Genomic DNA, 16,010 nt, shown 5'->3' on the forward strand with positions numbered 1-16,010 from the left:
CACTATTCCAAATCGATCCTAAAAACTGTCAAACCTGACAGTTACCACCTCAATTCAAGTCAATTACATTGGCTTCGAGACAAGTTTGCCGCGGATCAATTTCGAGGGAGGTACTGCGATGGAAAAGCGAATGTCAGACCGCGACGACTCGATCATCCCGCCGGTGAACGGACCGCTGAAGGACGCCGCAAAGGATGTGATTGCCCAACCCTCATCAATCATCTTTTGCGTTGATCCTGACGACCCAATCATTGGAAAAATCAGGGCTGGAAGAAGGGTCAGTTATGAAGTGATAAAAAGCGATACAGGGCAGCAATACGCAATCAACGTTCGACTGGTTCGCGGCAAAAAAACAGGTAAATCCTTGTCGTGATCCCTTGGTTTTGAAAAGCAAACAGGAAGCATGGACATGTCAAACAGACAGAACGGTACTGTAAAGTGGTTTAACGACGAAAAAGGCTTTGGCTTCATTACCCCTGAGGGTGGGGGTGATGATCTATTCGTCCATTTCAAGGCTATTGAATCCGATGGATTTAAATCCTTGAAAGAGGGCCAGAAAGTTTCTTTCGTTGCTGAACCCGGACAAAAAGGAATGCAAGCAGCTCAAGTTCGCGCTGAATGAACCATAACAAAACGGCGACCCTGAGGTCGCCGTTTTACGTTTCGGAAAAACCCTACGCCGCACTAAACAACTTATGCGGATCAATCACAAACTTCTTCGGCACGCCGGCATCGAACTCGCCATAACCTTCCGGCGCCTGATCAAGGCTGATGACCTGCACGCCAACCACTTCGGCGATGTTGATGCGGTCCCACATGATCGCCTGCATCAGCTGGCGGTTGTACTTCATCACTGGAGTCTGGCCGGTGTGGAAGCTATGGGACTTGGCCCAGCCCAGACCGAAACGAATGCTCAGGCTGCCCATTTTCGCGGCGGCATCCACAGCCCCCGGATCTTCGGTGACGTACAGGCCCGGGATACCGATCTTGCCGGCCACCCGCACCACGCCCATCAGTGAGTTGAGTACGGTGGCCGGGGCTTCGGCCTTGACGCCGTCGTGGCCGTGGCCGCGTGCTTCGAAGCCGACGCAGTCCACCGCGCAGTCCACTTCCGGCTCGCCCAGCAATGCGGCGATCTGTTCGTGCAGCGGGGTGTCCTTGGACAGGTCGACGACTTCGAAGCCCTGGGCCTTGGCGTGGGCCAGGCGGATGGTGTTGACGTCGCCGACAATCACCACCGCAGCACCGAGCAAACGTGCGGAAGCGGCAGCGGCCAGACCGACCGGACCGGCGCCGGCGATGTAAACGCTGCTACCCGGGCCAACGCCCGCAGTGACGGCGCCGTGGTAGCCGGTCGGGAGGATGTCGGAGAGGCAGGTCAGGTCACGGATTTTCTCCATGGCCTTGTCGCGGTCCGGAAGTTTCAGCAGGTTGAAGTCGGCGTACGGCACCAGCACGTATTCAGCCTGGCCGCCGGTCCAGTCGCCCATGTCGACGTAACCGTAAGCGCCACCGGCACGGGCCGGGTTGACGGTCAGGCAGACGCCGGTGTGTTGCTCCTTGCAGGAACGGCAGCGCCCGCAAGCCACGTTGAAGGGAACGGAGACCAGATCGCCGATCTTCAGGTTTTCGACGTCAGAGCCCTTTTCGATCACCTCGCCGGTGATTTCGTGACCCAGCACCAGACCGGTCTGCGCCGTGGTCCGGCCGCGCACCATGTGCTGGTCGGAGCCGCAGATGTTGGTGGAAACCACTTTGAGAATGACCCCGTGCTCGATCTTGCGACCGCGCGGGTCCTGCATTTTCGGGTAGTCGATTTTCTGTACTTCGACCTTGCCAGCGCCGAGATACACCACACCACGATTGCCAGACATGCTTTCACCTCGCTGTTGTTTTTATGGAACTGCGTTGCCCCGGTTGGGCAGCGCGTTGAGTGCTCGGTAAATCAAAAGATCGCAGCCTTCGGCAGCTCCTACATGGATCGCACGCCCCTGTAGGAGCTGCCGAAGGCTGCGATCTTTTAGCGTTCTAGAGAACGACTGTTCTATTGGCGTTGAGAAACACTCTTCGCTCAATGTGATACCCAACCGCCCGCGCCAGCGTCAGGCCTTCGATATCGCGCCCCTTGGCGATCAGATCCTCGGGGTAATGACTGTGATCCACCGCTTCGACGCCCTGGGCGATGATCGGCCCCTCGTCGAGGTCGTTGTTGATGTAGTGCGCCGTCGCGCCAACCAGTTTCACGCCCTTGTTGTAGGCCTGGTGATACGGCTTGGCGCCCTTGAAGCCCGGCAGCAGCGAGTGATGAATGTTGATCGCTTTGCCATCGAGCTTGCGGCACAGCTCCGGCGACAGCACCTGCATGTAGCGGGCGAGGATCACCAGTTCGGCACCGGCCTCTTCGATCACCTGCCAGACCTGACGCTCCTGCGCCGGCTTGTCATTGGGGTCGAGAGGGAAATGGTAGTAGGGAATCTGGTGCCAGTCGGCCAACGGCTTGAGATCCGGATGGTTGGACACCACCGCCGCGACATCCATCGACAACTGGCCGATGCGCTGGCGGTAGAGCAAGTCGTTGAGGCAGTGATCGGCTTTGGAGACCATGATCACGACTTTCGGTCGGTAGTTCGGCGCGGTCAGCTCGAAGAGCATGCCGAACGCCTCTCCGCGCTCGGCCAGGCCGGCGCGGAAGGATTGCTCGTCAAAACCGTCCGGCTGGCGGAATTCCACGCGAATGAAGAAGCGCCCGGAGAGGCGATCATCGAACGAGTGATGCTCGGTGACGTAGCACCCCTGCTCGAACAGAAAACGCGTCACCGCGTCCACCGTGCCGAGGACGCTGGGGCAGTCGGCGGTCAGAATCCATGTGTCTGGGGCGCGGCTCATGGTGCGGTGACTCCTGTTCTTTGTGCGGGGTGTCAGGGTTTTCCCCTCACCCTAGCCCTCTCCCAGAGGGAGAGGGGACTGACCGTGGTGCTCTTTCGAGCTACGCCGACCTGAAATATCGCGGGTGAATATAGATCACAAAAACACCCGAGATCGGCTCCCTTTCCTCCTCTCCCCCCTGGGGGAGAGGGCTGGGGTGAGGGGGTAGCTCTTGATCTTAGGCCTGAACGCTGAGGCCGTACTCGGCCGAAGCATCCTGCAACCACAACCACCAGTAATCCGAGAAGCTGCGACGGATCAGCAGTTCCCAGGTGTCTTCGGCGGTATGGCGAATCATCAGCTGCGACTTGGCGAACACCGTGCCCACCGCTTTACCGACCGGGAAGTTGTTCGGGTGCACGTCGTAGCTGGTGGATTTCATCAGCACCTGTCGCACGTTCGGCCCGCTCAGTTCGAGGATCTGCTGGCCGCCGCTGACGTTGACGATAGCAATGTGCAGATCGCCCAGCGCTTCGCGCAGTTTCTGCTCCGCAGCGAATTCTTCCCCGCTCGGGACGATCAGCAGCCACTCGTCCGGGCCCATCCATTGCAGGCTGGTTTCGCCTTTGACGATCACGCTCAGAGCGCCGGGCAATTCAATGCCCAGCGCCTTGTGCACACCGGCAGCGAACGCTGCATCGTGACCATCGCCACGAATGGTCAGGTGGCCGAGGAGTTTCTTTTCCCGCACGATCACCCCGGCGTTCTTGCGGCCCTTGCCGACCAGGCTGGCGAGGTCGGCATGGTGCAGCGACGACTCGGCACGGGCACCGGTGGTCGGGCGTTGTTGGTACACGTTGGCTGTGGTCATAAAGCACCTTCTTGTATTGATCGTTCCCACGCTCTGCGTGGGAATGCCGCCATGGACGCTCTGCGTCCGCTCTTGGGACGCGGAGCGTCCCGGGATGCATTCCCACGCGGAGCGTGGGAACGATCAGTGTCAGATGTTCTGGCGATCACCCTTCGGATCGAAGAACACCGAAGAAACGATTTCCGCCTCGATCACGCTGCCATCGGCCAGCGGTGCGAACACCCGCTCGCCCATGCGCTTGAGACCGCCCTTGACCACACCCATGGCAAACGAATAACCGAGGGAGTTGTGTGCGTAGCTGGAGGTCACGTGGCCGACCATGGTCATCGGGATAGCCTGTTTGGTGTTGAACACCAATTGAGCACCTTCCGGCAGCCACTTGGTCGGATCGACCGGCTTGAGGCCCACCAGCTGCTTGCGCTGATCCTTGACGCAATCTTCACGGTTCATGCCGCGCTGGCCGATCCACGAGAACGGTTTGGTGCGACCGACACACCAGCCCATGTTCAGGTCGTCCGGGGTCATCGAGCCGTCGGTGTCCTGGCCGACGATGATGAAACCCTTCTCGGCACGCAGCACGTGCATGGTTTCGGTGCCGTACGGGGTCAGGTTGTACTGCTTGCCGGCCTCGACGATTTTCTCCAGCACGCCCATCGCGTAGTCGGCCTGCACGTTGACTTCGTACGACAGCTCACCGGTGAACGAGATACGGAACACCCGTGCCGGCACGTCGCCGACCAGACCTTCTTTCCAGGTCATGAACGGAAACGCTTCGTTGCTCAAATCGATGTCGGTCACCGCGCTGAGCAGCTTGCGGCTGTTCGGCCCGGACAAAGTCATGGTCGCCCAGTGGTCGGTGACCGAAGTGAAGTACACCTTCAGGTCCGGCCATTCGGTCTGGTGATACAGCTCCAGCCACTGCAGTACGCGCGCGGCGCCGCCGGTGGTGGTGGTCATGACGAAATGGTTGTCCGCCAAGCAAGCCGTTACACCGTCGTCGAAGACCATGCCGTCTTCCTTGCACATCAGACCGTAGCGGGCCTTGCCCACGTCGAGCTTGGTCCAGGCGTTGGTGTACACGCGGTTGAGAAACTCGCGGGCATCCGGGCCCTGGATGTCGATCTTGCCAAGGGTCGAAGCGTCGAGCAGGCCAACGCTGTCGCGCACGGCTTTGCATTCACGCTTGACCGCCGCGTGCAGGTCTTCGCCGTTTTTCGGGAAGTACCACGGACGCTTCCACTGACCGACGTCTTCGAATTCGGCGCCGTTCTTCACATGCCAGGCATGCAGCGCGGTGTAGCGCACCGGTTCGAAGATGTGCCCACAGTGCCGACCGGCCACGGCGCCGAACGTGACCGGCGTGTAGTTCGGGCGGAACATGGTGGTGCCCATCTGCGGGATGGTCACGTTCAGCGAACGGGCAGCAATGGCCAGGCCATTGACGTTCCCAAGCTTGCCCTGATCGGTGCCGAAACCCAGGGCGGTGTAGCGTTTGACGTGCTCGACCGATTCGAAACCTTCGCGGGTCGCCAGTTCGATGCCACCGGCGGTGACGTCGTTCTGGAAGTCGACGAATTGCTTCGGTGCGCGCGCCGAGTTCTTCTCGTGCGGCACCTGGAACAGCGCCAGGGTTGGCTCTTCGAGACGGCTCAGGGCTTTCGGCAACACGCCTTCGACGGTCTGGAAACCGGCCTCGGCAGCAGCGCGCACGCCACCTTCAAAACCGTCGGCCAACGAATCGCCAAGGGCGTAGACGCCATTGATGCCACCCACGCACACGCGCTTCTGCGGTGCTTCGCCCGGTACGAAACCGAGAATGTCTTCACGCCAGACCGGTTTGCCGCCGAGGTGCGAAGCCAGGTGAACCACCGGGCTGTAACCGCCGGAACTGGCAACCAGGTCGCAGTCGAGCCACTCGCCTGGGCTAGTCACAGCGTGTGCTTTGACGTCAATCGCAGCGACGCGGGCAGCGCTGACACGCTTGCTGCCACGCACTTCGATGACGGCGCTGCCGGTGAGGATGCGAATGCCTTTGGCGCGCGCCTCTTCGACCAATGCACCGCGCGGATTGCTGCGCGCATCGGCGATCGCCACCACTTGCAGACTGGCGTCGAGCCAGTCCAGAGCGACGCGATAGGCGTGGTCGTTGTTGGTCGACAGCACCAGTTTTTTGCCCGGCGCTACGCCATAACGACGTACGTAAGTCGACACCGCGCCGGCAAGCATGTTGCCCGGCACGTCGTTGTTGCCGTAGACCAGCGGACGCTCGTGGGCACCGGTCGCCAGCACCACACGCTTGGCGCGGACACGGTGGATGCGCTGACGCACCTGACCGATCGGCGCGCGGTCACCGAGGTGATCGGTGAGGCGTTCGTGAATGGTCAGGAAGTTGTGGTCGTGGTAACCGTTGACCGTGGCGCGCGGCAACAGCAGCACGTCCGGGGTGTTCTTCAGTTCAGCGATGACGCTGGCAACCCATTCCATCGCCGGTTTGCCGTCGAGGCTTTCGCGGGAATCGAGCAGGCTGCCGCCGAACTCTTCCTGCTCATCGGCCAGAATCACGCGGGCACCGCTGCGCGCAGCGGCCAGGGCTGCGGCGAGACCGGCCGGGCCGGCGCCGACGATCAGCACGTCGCAGTGCTGGTTCATGTAGTCGTAGGTGTCCGGATCGTTCTCGGTCGGCGAACGGCCAAGACCGGCAGCCTTGCGGATGTACTTCTCGTAAGTCATCCAGAACGATTGCGGGTACATGAAGGTTTTGTAGTAGAAACCCGGCGGCATCAGCTTGCCGCCGACCTTGCCGAGAATGCCCATCATGTCGTTGTTGACGCTCGGCCAGCCATTGGTGCTGGTGGCGACCAGGCCCTGATACAACGCCTGTTGCGTGGCGCGCACGTTGGGAATCTGCGTGGCTTCGGTGGCACCGATCTGCAGCACGGCGTTCGGCTCTTCGGAACCGGCGGCAAAGATGCCGCGAGGACGCGAATACTTGAAGCTGCGGCCGATGATGTCGACGCCGTTGGCGATCAGTGCAGCAGCCAGCGAGTCGCCTTCATAGCCTTTGTAGGTCTGGCCGTTGAAGGTGAAGCTCAGCACTTTGTTGCGGTCGATCCGTCCACCGTTGGACAGGCGATTGGTCTGGCTCATACCTTCTCTCCCAGCGCCGTCGCGGCTGTTTTCGCAGTGCCAGCCTTGTCGGTGAATTGCGGCTTCTCGCCGATCTTGTAGCTCTCGAGAATCTCGTAGGTCACGGTATCGCGAGTGACGTTGAAATACTGCCGGCAACCGGCAACGTGGTCCCACAACTCATGGTGCAGGCCGCGCGGGTTATCGCGGAAGAACATGTAGTCGCCCCACTCTTCATCGGTGCAGGCGTTCGGATCCAGCGGCCGCGGGATGTGCGCCTGGCCGGATGCATGGAATTCCTCTTCGGAGCGCAGTTCGCCGCAGTGAGGACAGAAGATGTGCAACATAGGGATTTCTCCTGTTAGTGGGCGACGGCAGCAGCGCCGTGTTCGTCGATGAGCGCACCGTTGTGGAAACGGTCAATGGAAAACGGTGCGGCCAGCGGGTGCATTTCACCCTTGGCCAGACTCGCGGCAAACACGTTGCCCGAACCCGGTGTGGCCTTGAAGCCACCGGTGCCCCAACCGCAGTTGAAGAACATGTTCGGCACCGGCGTTTTCGAGATGATCGGGCAAGCGTCCGGGGTGGTGTCGACGATGCCGCCCCACTGGCGGTTCATGCGTACCCGGGACAACACTGGGAACATCTCGACGATGGCCTGGATGGTGTGCTCGATCACCGGGTACGAACCACGCTGGCCGTAGCCGTTGTAACCGTCGATACCGGCGCCGATCACCAGGTCGCCCTTGTCGGACTGGCTGATGTAACCGTGCACGGCGTTGGACATGATCACGCTGTCGATAATCGGTTTGATCGGCTCGGACACCAGCGCTTGCAGCGGGTGGGATTCGATCGGCAGACGAAAACCGGCAAGCTTGGCCATGTGCCCGGAGTTACCGGCCGTCACGACACCGACGCGCTTGGCGCCGATGAAACCCTTGTTGGTTTCAACACCGATGCACACGCCGTTTTCCTTGCGGAAACCGATCACTTCGGTCTGCTGGATCAGATCCACGCCCAAGGCATCGGCGGCACGCGCGAAGCCCCAAGCCACGGCATCGTGACGGGCCACGCCGCCGCGACGCTGCACAGTGGCGCCCATGATCGGGTAGCGGGTGTTCTTCGAGCAGTCCAGGTACGGAATCTCGTCCGCCACTTGCTTGGCGTCGAGCAGTTCGCCGTCGACGCCGTTGAGGCGGTTGGCGCTGACCCGACGTTCGGAATCACGGATGTCCTGCAGGGTGTGGCACAGGTTGTAGACGCCACGCTGGGAGAACATCACGTTGTAGTTGAGATCCTGCGACAGGCCTTCCCACAATTTCATAGCGTGTTCGTACAAGTGCGCCGACTCGTCCCACAGGTAGTTGGAACGCACGATGGTGGTGTTGCGCGCAGTGTTACCACCGCCCAGCCAGCCCTTCTCGACCACGGCGACATTGGTGATGCCGTGCTCCTTGGCCAGATAGTAGGCCGTCGCCAGGCCGTGCCCGCCGCCACCGACGATGACCACGTCGTAGACTTTTTTCGGGGTGGGCGTGCGCCACATGCGCTGCCAGTTTTCGTGGTGGCTGAGCGAGTGTTTGAACAGGCCGAAGCCGGAATAGCGTTGCATAGTCATTACTCCAAAGCCGACTCAGCGATAAACCGGGAAATCTGCACACAGGGCCGAGACCTGCTGGGCGACATTGGCCTCGACATCGGCGTCGCCGAGGTTGTCGAGGATGTCGCAGATCCAGCCCGCGAGGGTTTCGCACTGGCTGACCTTGAAGCCACGCGTGGTCACCGCCGGGGTGCCGATGCGCAGGCCCGAGGTCACGAACGGCGACTGCGGGTCGTTCGGCACGGCGTTCTTGTTGACGGTGATGTGCGCGCGGCCCAGCGCGGCGTCGGCGTCTTTGCCGGTCAGGCCCTGACGGATCAGGCTGACCAGGAACAGATGGTTGTCGGTGCCACCGGAGACCACATCGTAGCCACGCTTGATGAACACGCTGGCCATCGCCTGAGCGTTGTCGATCACTTGTTGCTGATACGCCTTGAAGCCAGGCTCCAGCGCTTCCTTGAAGCACACCGCTTTACCGGCGATGACGTGCATCAGCGGACCGCCCTGGGCGCCGGGGAATACCGCAGCGTTGAGCTTCTTCTCGATCTCTTCGTTGGACTTGGCCAGGATCAGCCCGCCACGGGGACCGCGCAGGGTTTTGTGGGTGGTGGTGGTGACCACGTCGGCGTACGGCAGCGGGTTCGGGTACAGGCCGGCAGCGACCAGACCGGCGACGTGAGCCATGTCGACGAACAGCAGCGCACCGACCTTGTCGGCGATCTGACGGAAGCGCGGGAAGTCCAGAGTCTTCGAGTAAGCCGAGAAACCGGCAACGATCATTTTCGGTTTGCACTCGACGGCCAGACGCTCGACTTCGTCATAGTCGATCAGCCCGGTGTCGGTGTTGATGCCGTACTGCACGGCGTTATAGAGCTTGCCCGAAGACGAGACTTTCGCGCCGTGGGTCAGGTGACCGCCGTGGGCCAGACTCATGCCGAGAATGGTGTCGCCCGGCTGGATCAGCGCCAGGTACACGGCGCTGTTGGCCGAAGAACCGGAGTGCGGCTGGACGTTGGCGTAATCGGCGCCAAACAGCTGCTTGGCGCGTTCGATGGCCAGCGCCTCGACTTTGTCCACGTGCTCGCAGCCGCCGTAGTAGCGCTTGCCCGGGTAGCCTTCGGCGTATTTGTTGGTCAGGCCGCTGCCTTGCGCCTGCATGACGCGCTTGCTGGTGTAGTTCTCCGACGCGATCAGCTCGATGTGATCTTCCTGACGTTGCTCCTCGGCATTCATCGCCGCCAGCAGTGCATCGTCGTAACCCTGGATCTGGTCTTGCTTGCTGAACATCGCGTCTCTCCCAGCGGCATCTGTGCGCCATTCGTCTCGGTAAGGCACCGGCAGTGATGGCAGTGCCCTTTGATGCGATGGTATGACCGGCTTCGAGTGCTCAAATGCCTGCGGACGCCACGCAAAGGTGCGTTTACGACATGGCTGGAAATGACCCGAAGAATGCACTGTCCCTGTAGGAGCTGCCGAAGGCTGCGATCTTTTGACTTTGACTTTGAAGATCAAAAGATCGCAGCCTTCGGCAGCTCCTACAGGGCTTATGCGATCAACTGGCGGGCGGCGAGCAGCAGGAGGAAATGCGCGGGATACAGCGCATACGCCCAGCGCCGCATCGGTGGTGGCCGGACATGTCGCCCATGTCGCAACAAGAACATTCCGAGCATCGGCGCAAACACGCACGTCGCCAGACCAAGAATCGCCACGCTGCTGCCGAACCGCGCCGATTCGAGCAGCACCTGCCATTGGTTCGCCGCCAGACACACCAGCCCCGGCAACAGGCTGAAATACCAGGGTCTGCGAAAAACCAGCAGCATCGCCAACGGCAACAATACGCCGAAGAAACCGAACATCAGTCGATCTGAAAAAACCGCCGCAACCACCAGCGCGGTCAACCCGAGTAATCGCGACAGCGACGCAGAATCCTGCCAGCCGCGTGTCACCAGCAAGCCCAGCGCCAGCGTCGGCATCACGTTCAAGGTGTCAGGCTCGGGTATGTACAAGCGATAGGGGATTTCGCTGACGGCGCTGAACAACAACAGCCAGCCCAGATAGCGCCATTCCATCTTGCGCGAACCGTCGCGCGCCAGGTTCGCCGCCATAGCCAGGCAAAACCACGGAAACGCCAGCCGCCCCGGCAGATACAGCCAGTCGACGGAGAAGCCGACATATCGCAGGTGATCGAGCAACATGCTCAGCAGCGCCAGCCACTTGAGCAGATCCAGGGCACCGTCGCGTTGGCTCAGGTGCATAATCGGCCCATAAACTGGTAATTTTCCCCACCCGACATTGCATGTGCTCCCCGGAAGATCTTCGGTAAAGTGCGCATCCTCATTGACCACGAGCCTTCACAAGAGTCTCGATTACGGAAGCCGGCCATGACCGACAAGAGCCAACAATTCGCCAGCGACAACTATTCCGGTATCTGCCCTGAAGCCTGGGCCGCCATGGAGCAGGCCAACCACGGCCACCAGCGCGCGTATGGCGACGATGAATGGACCGCGCGCGCGGCCGATCATTTCCGCAGACTGTTCGAAACCGACTGCGAAGTGTTCTTCGCCTTCAACGGCACCGCCGCCAACTCGCTGGCCCTGTCGTCGCTGTGCCAGAGTTACCACAGCGTGATCTGCTCGGAAACCGCCCACGTCGAAACCGACGAATGCGGCGCTCCGGAATTCTTCTCCAACGGCTCGAAGCTGCTGATCGCCGGCACTGAAAACGGCAAGATCACCCCGCAGTCGATCCGCGAAGTCGCGCTCAAGCGCCAGGACATCCACTACCCGAAACCGCGCGTGGTAACCCTGACCCAGGCCACCGAAGTCGGCAGCGTCTACACCCCGGAAGAAGTCCGCGCCATCAGCGCGACTTGCAAGGAACTGGGCCTGCACCTGCACATGGATGGCGCACGCTTCTCCAACGCCTGCGCATTCCTCGGCTGCTCGCCTGCCGACCTGACCTGGAAGGCCGGCGTCGACGTGCTGTGCTTCGGCGGCACAAAGAACGGTATGGCGGTGGGTGAAGCGATCCTGTTCTTCAACCACAAACTGGCCGAAGACTTCGACTACCGTTGCAAACAGGCCGGGCAACTGGCATCGAAAATGCGCTTCCTGTCGGCACCGTGGGTCGGCATTCTGGAAAACGACGCCTGGCTCAAATACGCCCGCCACGCCAACCACTGCGCGCAACTGCTGGCAGAGCTGGTCAGCGATATCCCCGGCGTCGAACTGATGTTCCCGGTGCAGGCCAACGGCGTATTCCTGCAACTGTCCGAGCCGGCAATCGCCGCGCTGACCGCGAAGAACTGGCGCTTCTATACCTTCATCGGCAAGGGCGGCGCGCGCTTTATGTGCTCGTGGGATACCGAAGAAGAACGCGTGCGCGAACTGGCGGGCGATATTCGTGAGGTCATGTCGGCCTGATTCTCCTCCCGCGTTGCATTCCCATGCTCAGCACGGGGATGCAACCCGGGAGGCTGCGCGTCCCAGACCTGCATTTTCAGAATCGGACTACACCAAGGCCTACAGAAAGCACAAAAATCCCGCCATAGACTGCCCGCTCCCGACTCAAGGAGCGCACGCGATGGCCATTCCCGGCTACATGACGATCACGGGCAAGACCCAAGGGCTGATTTCGGCAGGCTGCTCAACGCCTGATTCGGTCGGCAACAGATATCAGGCGGCACACACCGATGAAATCATGGTGCTGTCGTACAGCCACAACCTCGCCAACATCGACAACTCTCACCGAGCCACCCACGCTCCGGTCATTGTCACCAAAGTCGTCGACAAATCTTCACCGCTGCTGGCTCAGGCGCTGACCAACCGTGAAGAGATCGACTGCAAGATCAATTTCTACCGAACCTCCCCTCAGGGTCAGCAGGAAAAATACTTTTCTGTCTCGATCGACGGTGCGGTGCTCACCGAACTGAACCTGGATATGCCCCACGTCATTCTGCACAACGACGCTGAACCTCAAGAGCAGGTCGCGATTCGTTATCGTGGCATCAGTTGGGTACATCACCTCGCCGGGACCAGCGGCCATGCCTCGTGGGGCGAAGAAGGTTGAGCGATCAGCGCCATGGCCTCGGCGACGTTCGACACGTTGCCGGCGAGCTGCTCGCACAGGCACAGACAGTCGGCTCACGTCATCTGGCATTCGGCAGTGCGCGCGTGCAGTTCAATCAGGCCATCGCGCGCTTCGCCAAGGGTATTGTCGATGATGTCGCCAACGGCCGTCTTTCAGCGGACATGGGCCTTGACGCCCTCGCACAGGAACAGCGCCATCTTCTGAACCAATCCAGATCTCTGGTACGCAACATCAAAGGCGCCATTCCTGAAGCGGTGAAAAAACGTCCGTTATCGATGCTCAGGCAGCATCCCTCGCGCTCCGATCCAGACAGGTTGCTGCGCGCGATTCATCAGCAGAACCTCAGAGTGACGCGCCTGGACACCAGCAACAACGCTGGGCCCCACCCTGTCGACGACTTGAAGTTCTTCCCCAGCGAACACTGGCCGCAAGAACGTCCAGCCCCACCGGAGCCGGGGTTTTACGTCGTGCCGAAAAGCATTGTCGCCGAGAAGCTCGAGGCACAGCTTTTTCCCTCTGCCAAGCCGAATGTCATCGCCAGATTCAGGAGCTTGAATCCGAACGCGGACATGATTAAAGCCGGTTCGATGATCGTGCTGAGCGATCCTGACAATCAACAATGCACATACGAAGAAGCATTGCTGATGCAGACCGCGCGTTTTGTCAGTGCGACGCTGGAACCGCTGACCGTGGAAGAAGCGGATTTCATGGCGCAGCACTATGGCGTGATCCAGACCGCACTCGCCTATGAATCAAAAGTGATCGGGGTCGTCACGGCCATGGCGGCCAATCATCTGGATGGCATAAAAAATGTCCTCGCAGATCTTGAGAAGTTGCATGTTCATACGCTGGACGTAAAAGGCAGCCTGAACTCGAAGCCGTTCAAAAAACAGCGTGCGCAGTTGCTGGAAAAACTGGACGTCCATCTCAACCAGTTCACCCGGCAAAGCATTGGTCTCCCGGATCACCCGAGTCTCAAGACCGCTCTCGGCATCGATCATCCTCACCTGGTGCACCGCTGGCGAAAAGCCGGCGGAATCGGCCAGAACCCGGGTTATGCCACGCATATTAGGGCTATCAGCCAAGCGTCACAGTACGTCAAATATGGCGGCTGGATCGGCACAGCAGTAGGCGGTGGCGCCTCGGCCTTGAAGGTGCAGGATGTGTGCCTGCATGGGAATACCGAGGCGTGTGAAAAGGTGAAATTCACGGAAACCGGAAGCTTTATGGGTGGCATGGCTGGAGGAGCAATCAGCAGTCGCCTCTTGACTGCGCCACTAGCAGCGAAAATTTGTCTGGGAATAGGCGTTCCGACAGGAGGAGTTGGCACCTTGGTCTGCGGTGCAGTAGCGGTGGGCGTCGGATCTCTTGCAGCGGTAATAATAGGTGAAACATTGGGCGAAGATGCTGCTGAGATAATTTACCAAGATACTCGATGAGTCGCCTGACCAAACATTGCCCAAAACAAAACCAGCGAACACTCCAAGCAGAACCAAATAGCGTTTTTCTTTATGAAACCACGAACAAAAATATGCAAAACATGCAGCGCCAAAAATAAAAAGACGCTTTTCAAATGTCATGTTTGTGGCAGCAGGTTTGAAAAACGCCTGCCGCAGCCAAGCAAATGGTTTGCCCTTACACCGAGAAGGCGTGGACTTCTGATATGCGACCTGACGACCCTATGCTTGTTTATCTTTGCTGCTCGCGCAATTTACAAACAGAGCATTCAATTACCTTACAGAATTCAGAGAAAAACCCAATGGTACGAATTTAACGGATTGGAAATAGCAGCCCCCTTGTCAGCAATGTTTATGCTTGCGGTTTTGATGATGACTTTTTCAATCATAATTGGAGACCAAGGCAAACATTTCAATTCAAAGCCATTTGATCGGATCTTGATTTTCAGTTTCATCACAACTCCACTGCTTTATTTCAGCGCATCGTTTTTTGGACATCCCGTCCGGTAGATCTGGTGCGTAAAAGCGGTAGAACTTCATACAGATACAACATCGAAAAACAACTGCCATGACTTGTCCGTCATGGCAATTAGGAATTGCCTTTACTTTTCTTAATTAAAACTCAATCCGCACATCCCCCTTCGGCACGCTGCAGCACGACAAGATAAACCCCTCGGCCTCATCCTCCTCGGTAATCCCGCCGTTGTGCTCCATCTCCACTTCGCCGCCAAGTTTCAGCACCTTGCAGGTCCCGCAAATGCCCATGCCGCAGGCTTTCGGGATCATCAGGCCGAGCTTGGCGGCTGCTGCGTGGACGGTTTCCCCCGGTGCCACGCGAATGCTTTTACCGGAAGCGGTGAATTCGACCTGATGCAGATCCGCTGCGTCGATTTCCGGTGCATCGGCGGCTTGTTCGGCTTGCTCCACCGCGTCGGCACGCGCTTCCGGTGGCGTGGCGCCGAAGGATTCTTCGTGGTACCGCGACATGTCGTAACCGGCCACTTCCAGCAGGCGCTTGACCGCGTTCATGTACGGCGTCGGGCCGCAGCAGAACACTTCGCGCTCGAGGAAATCCGGGACCATCAGTTCGAGCATCTTGTGGTTCAGGTAACCGCGATAGCCGGCCCATGGCTCACCCAGGCCGTGCTTTTCACAAATCAGGTGCAGGCTGAAGTTGTCGATCCGCGACGCCATGTGCTCGAGCTCGCGGTGGTAAATGATGTCTTTCGGCGAGCGTGCGCTGTGCACGAAGGTCATGTCGACGTTGGCATTGGTGTCGTAGAACCAGCGCGCCATCGACATGCACGGCGTGATACCGACGCCGCCGCTCAAGTACAGGACTTTCGGGCTCGGGAAGTCCATGGCATTGAACAGACCGACCGGCCCGTGCACCGCCAGCTCTTGCCCCTCATGCAAAGTGTCATGCAACCAGTTCGAGACCTTGCCGCCCGGCACGCGCTTGATCGTCACCGAGAAGCTGTACGGCACCGATGGCGAGCTGGAAATCGTGTACGAGCGCATGATCGGCTGGCCTTCGATTTCCAGCTCGAGGGTGACAAATTGCCCCGGTTTGAAGAAGAACAGGATCGGCTGGTCGGCCATAAAGCAGAAGGTGCGCACATCCCAGGTTTCCTGGATGACTTTGACGCAACGGACAATGTGTCGGCCATTGGCCCAGGTCTGGGTGGTGACCGGATTCAGGAAGCTGTTGGACATGCTGTTCTCCACGGCCGACTGTCGGCCTCTTGTCGGCGATTCTGCGTATAGCGCAGAGCGCGCGTTTACCTATCCGCGACATTGACATACTTATCGCGACCAGCCCTTGAACACCGGGGCTTGCGCGTCGGGAACAGATTGCACCATGTCGCGCATGGATAAGGTTCCGCCCAGCGCCGGCCCCACACTCGCCCCAACACAAGACGACTTCTTTACACCTTGCGTAGCAACCGTTTTGCAGCACACCTGATCAGCCACTTTCGCCGGCCACGCAGAGGGCCATGAG

The 16,010-nt window shown here is 59.6% G+C and carries 15 protein-coding genes; 5 read left to right on the top strand and 10 right to left on the bottom strand.

Annotated elements, in window-relative coordinates:
- The first annotated feature begins 130 nt into the window (after nucleotides 1-130).
- Both J2Y90_RS03545 and J2Y90_RS03550 read left to right on the top strand, forming a co-directional pair.
- On the top strand, nucleotides 131-373 hold the full coding sequence (locus J2Y90_RS03545) for a hypothetical protein (protein ID WP_253496566.1): 243 nt from the start codon (nucleotides 131-133) through the stop codon (nucleotides 371-373).
- 36 nt (nucleotides 374-409) lie between these two features.
- The gene (locus tag J2Y90_RS03550) at nucleotides 410-622 is read left to right on the top strand and encodes a cold-shock protein (RefSeq protein ID WP_253496569.1); all 213 of its coding nucleotides are present in this window, start codon (nucleotides 410-412) and stop codon (nucleotides 620-622) included.
- Nucleotides 623-674: 52 nt separating this feature from the next.
- On the opposite strand, the gene fdhA is transcribed toward J2Y90_RS03550, so the two are convergent.
- The 8 genes from fdhA to J2Y90_RS03590 form a co-directional block, all read right to left on the bottom strand.
- The gene (gene fdhA, locus J2Y90_RS03555) at nucleotides 675-1,874 is read right to left on the bottom strand and encodes a formaldehyde dehydrogenase, glutathione-independent (RefSeq protein WP_016772834.1); all 1,200 of its coding nucleotides are present in this window, start codon (nucleotides 1,872-1,874) and stop codon (nucleotides 675-677) included.
- Nucleotides 1,875-2,028: 154 nt separating this feature from the next.
- Nucleotides 2,029-2,886, bottom strand: coding sequence for a formyltetrahydrofolate deformylase (gene purU / locus J2Y90_RS03560; RefSeq protein ID WP_016772833.1), 858 nt, complete (start codon nucleotides 2,884-2,886; stop codon nucleotides 2,029-2,031).
- Between the two features lie 217 nt (nucleotides 2,887-3,103).
- Nucleotides 3,104-3,736, bottom strand: a complete 633-nt coding sequence (locus J2Y90_RS03565; RefSeq protein ID WP_016772832.1) for a sarcosine oxidase subunit gamma — start codon at nucleotides 3,734-3,736, stop codon at nucleotides 3,104-3,106.
- Between the two features lie 129 nt (nucleotides 3,737-3,865).
- The gene (locus tag J2Y90_RS03570) at nucleotides 3,866-6,883 is read right to left on the bottom strand and encodes a sarcosine oxidase subunit alpha (protein ID WP_253496571.1); all 3,018 of its coding nucleotides are present in this window, start codon (nucleotides 6,881-6,883) and stop codon (nucleotides 3,866-3,868) included.
- Entirely contained in the window at nucleotides 6,880-7,209 is a 330-nt protein-coding gene (locus tag J2Y90_RS03575; protein ID WP_253496574.1) for a sarcosine oxidase subunit delta, read from the bottom strand. Before J2Y90_RS03575 ends, J2Y90_RS03570 begins: the two co-directional genes overlap by 4 nt.
- Before the next feature lie 14 nt (nucleotides 7,210-7,223).
- Nucleotides 7,224-8,474 (bottom strand): sarcosine oxidase subunit beta, encoded by a 1,251-nt coding sequence (locus J2Y90_RS03580; protein WP_016772829.1) that lies wholly within the window; start codon nucleotides 8,472-8,474, stop codon nucleotides 7,224-7,226.
- Nucleotides 8,475-8,495: 21 nt separating this feature from the next.
- Nucleotides 8,496-9,749, bottom strand: coding sequence for a serine hydroxymethyltransferase (gene glyA / locus J2Y90_RS03585; protein WP_024014589.1), 1,254 nt, complete (start codon nucleotides 9,747-9,749; stop codon nucleotides 8,496-8,498).
- Between the two features lie 257 nt (nucleotides 9,750-10,006).
- Nucleotides 10,007-10,717, bottom strand: a complete 711-nt coding sequence (locus J2Y90_RS03590; RefSeq protein WP_253496576.1) for a TraX family protein — start codon at nucleotides 10,715-10,717, stop codon at nucleotides 10,007-10,009.
- Nucleotides 10,718-10,843: 126 nt separating this feature from the next.
- Between J2Y90_RS03590 and J2Y90_RS03595 the strand changes: the two genes are divergently transcribed.
- From J2Y90_RS03595 to J2Y90_RS03605, 3 genes are all read left to right on the top strand, one after another.
- Nucleotides 10,844-11,884 (top strand): threonine aldolase family protein, encoded by a 1,041-nt coding sequence (locus J2Y90_RS03595; protein ID WP_253496578.1) that lies wholly within the window; start codon nucleotides 10,844-10,846, stop codon nucleotides 11,882-11,884.
- Nucleotides 11,885-12,044: 160 nt separating this feature from the next.
- On the top strand, nucleotides 12,045-12,530 hold the full coding sequence (locus J2Y90_RS03600) for an Hcp family type VI secretion system effector (protein ID WP_253496581.1): 486 nt from the start codon (nucleotides 12,045-12,047) through the stop codon (nucleotides 12,528-12,530).
- Nucleotides 12,527-13,990, top strand: a complete 1,464-nt coding sequence (locus J2Y90_RS03605) for a hypothetical protein (protein WP_253496584.1) — start codon at nucleotides 12,527-12,529, stop codon at nucleotides 13,988-13,990. Before J2Y90_RS03600 ends, J2Y90_RS03605 begins: the two co-directional genes overlap by 4 nt.
- A 305-nt stretch (nucleotides 13,991-14,295) precedes the next feature.
- On the opposite strand, the gene J2Y90_RS03610 is transcribed toward J2Y90_RS03605, so the two are convergent.
- Nucleotides 14,296-14,463 carry a hypothetical protein gene (locus J2Y90_RS03610; protein WP_253496586.1) on the bottom strand — a complete coding sequence of 56 codons (168 nt, stop codon included), beginning with the start codon at nucleotides 14,461-14,463 and terminating at the stop codon, nucleotides 14,296-14,298.
- 160 nt (nucleotides 14,464-14,623) lie between these two features.
- Nucleotides 14,624-15,724: a glycine-betaine demethylase subunit GbcB gene (gene gbcB / locus J2Y90_RS03615; protein ID WP_253496589.1), complete on the bottom strand. Its 1,101-nt coding sequence runs from the start codon at nucleotides 15,722-15,724 to the stop codon at nucleotides 14,624-14,626.
- Nucleotides 15,725-16,010 lie beyond the last annotated feature (286 nt).

The sequence above is a fragment of the Pseudomonas koreensis genome (assembly GCF_024169245.1).
GTDB lineage: Bacteria > Pseudomonadota > Gammaproteobacteria > Pseudomonadales > Pseudomonadaceae > Aquipseudomonas > Aquipseudomonas koreensis_F.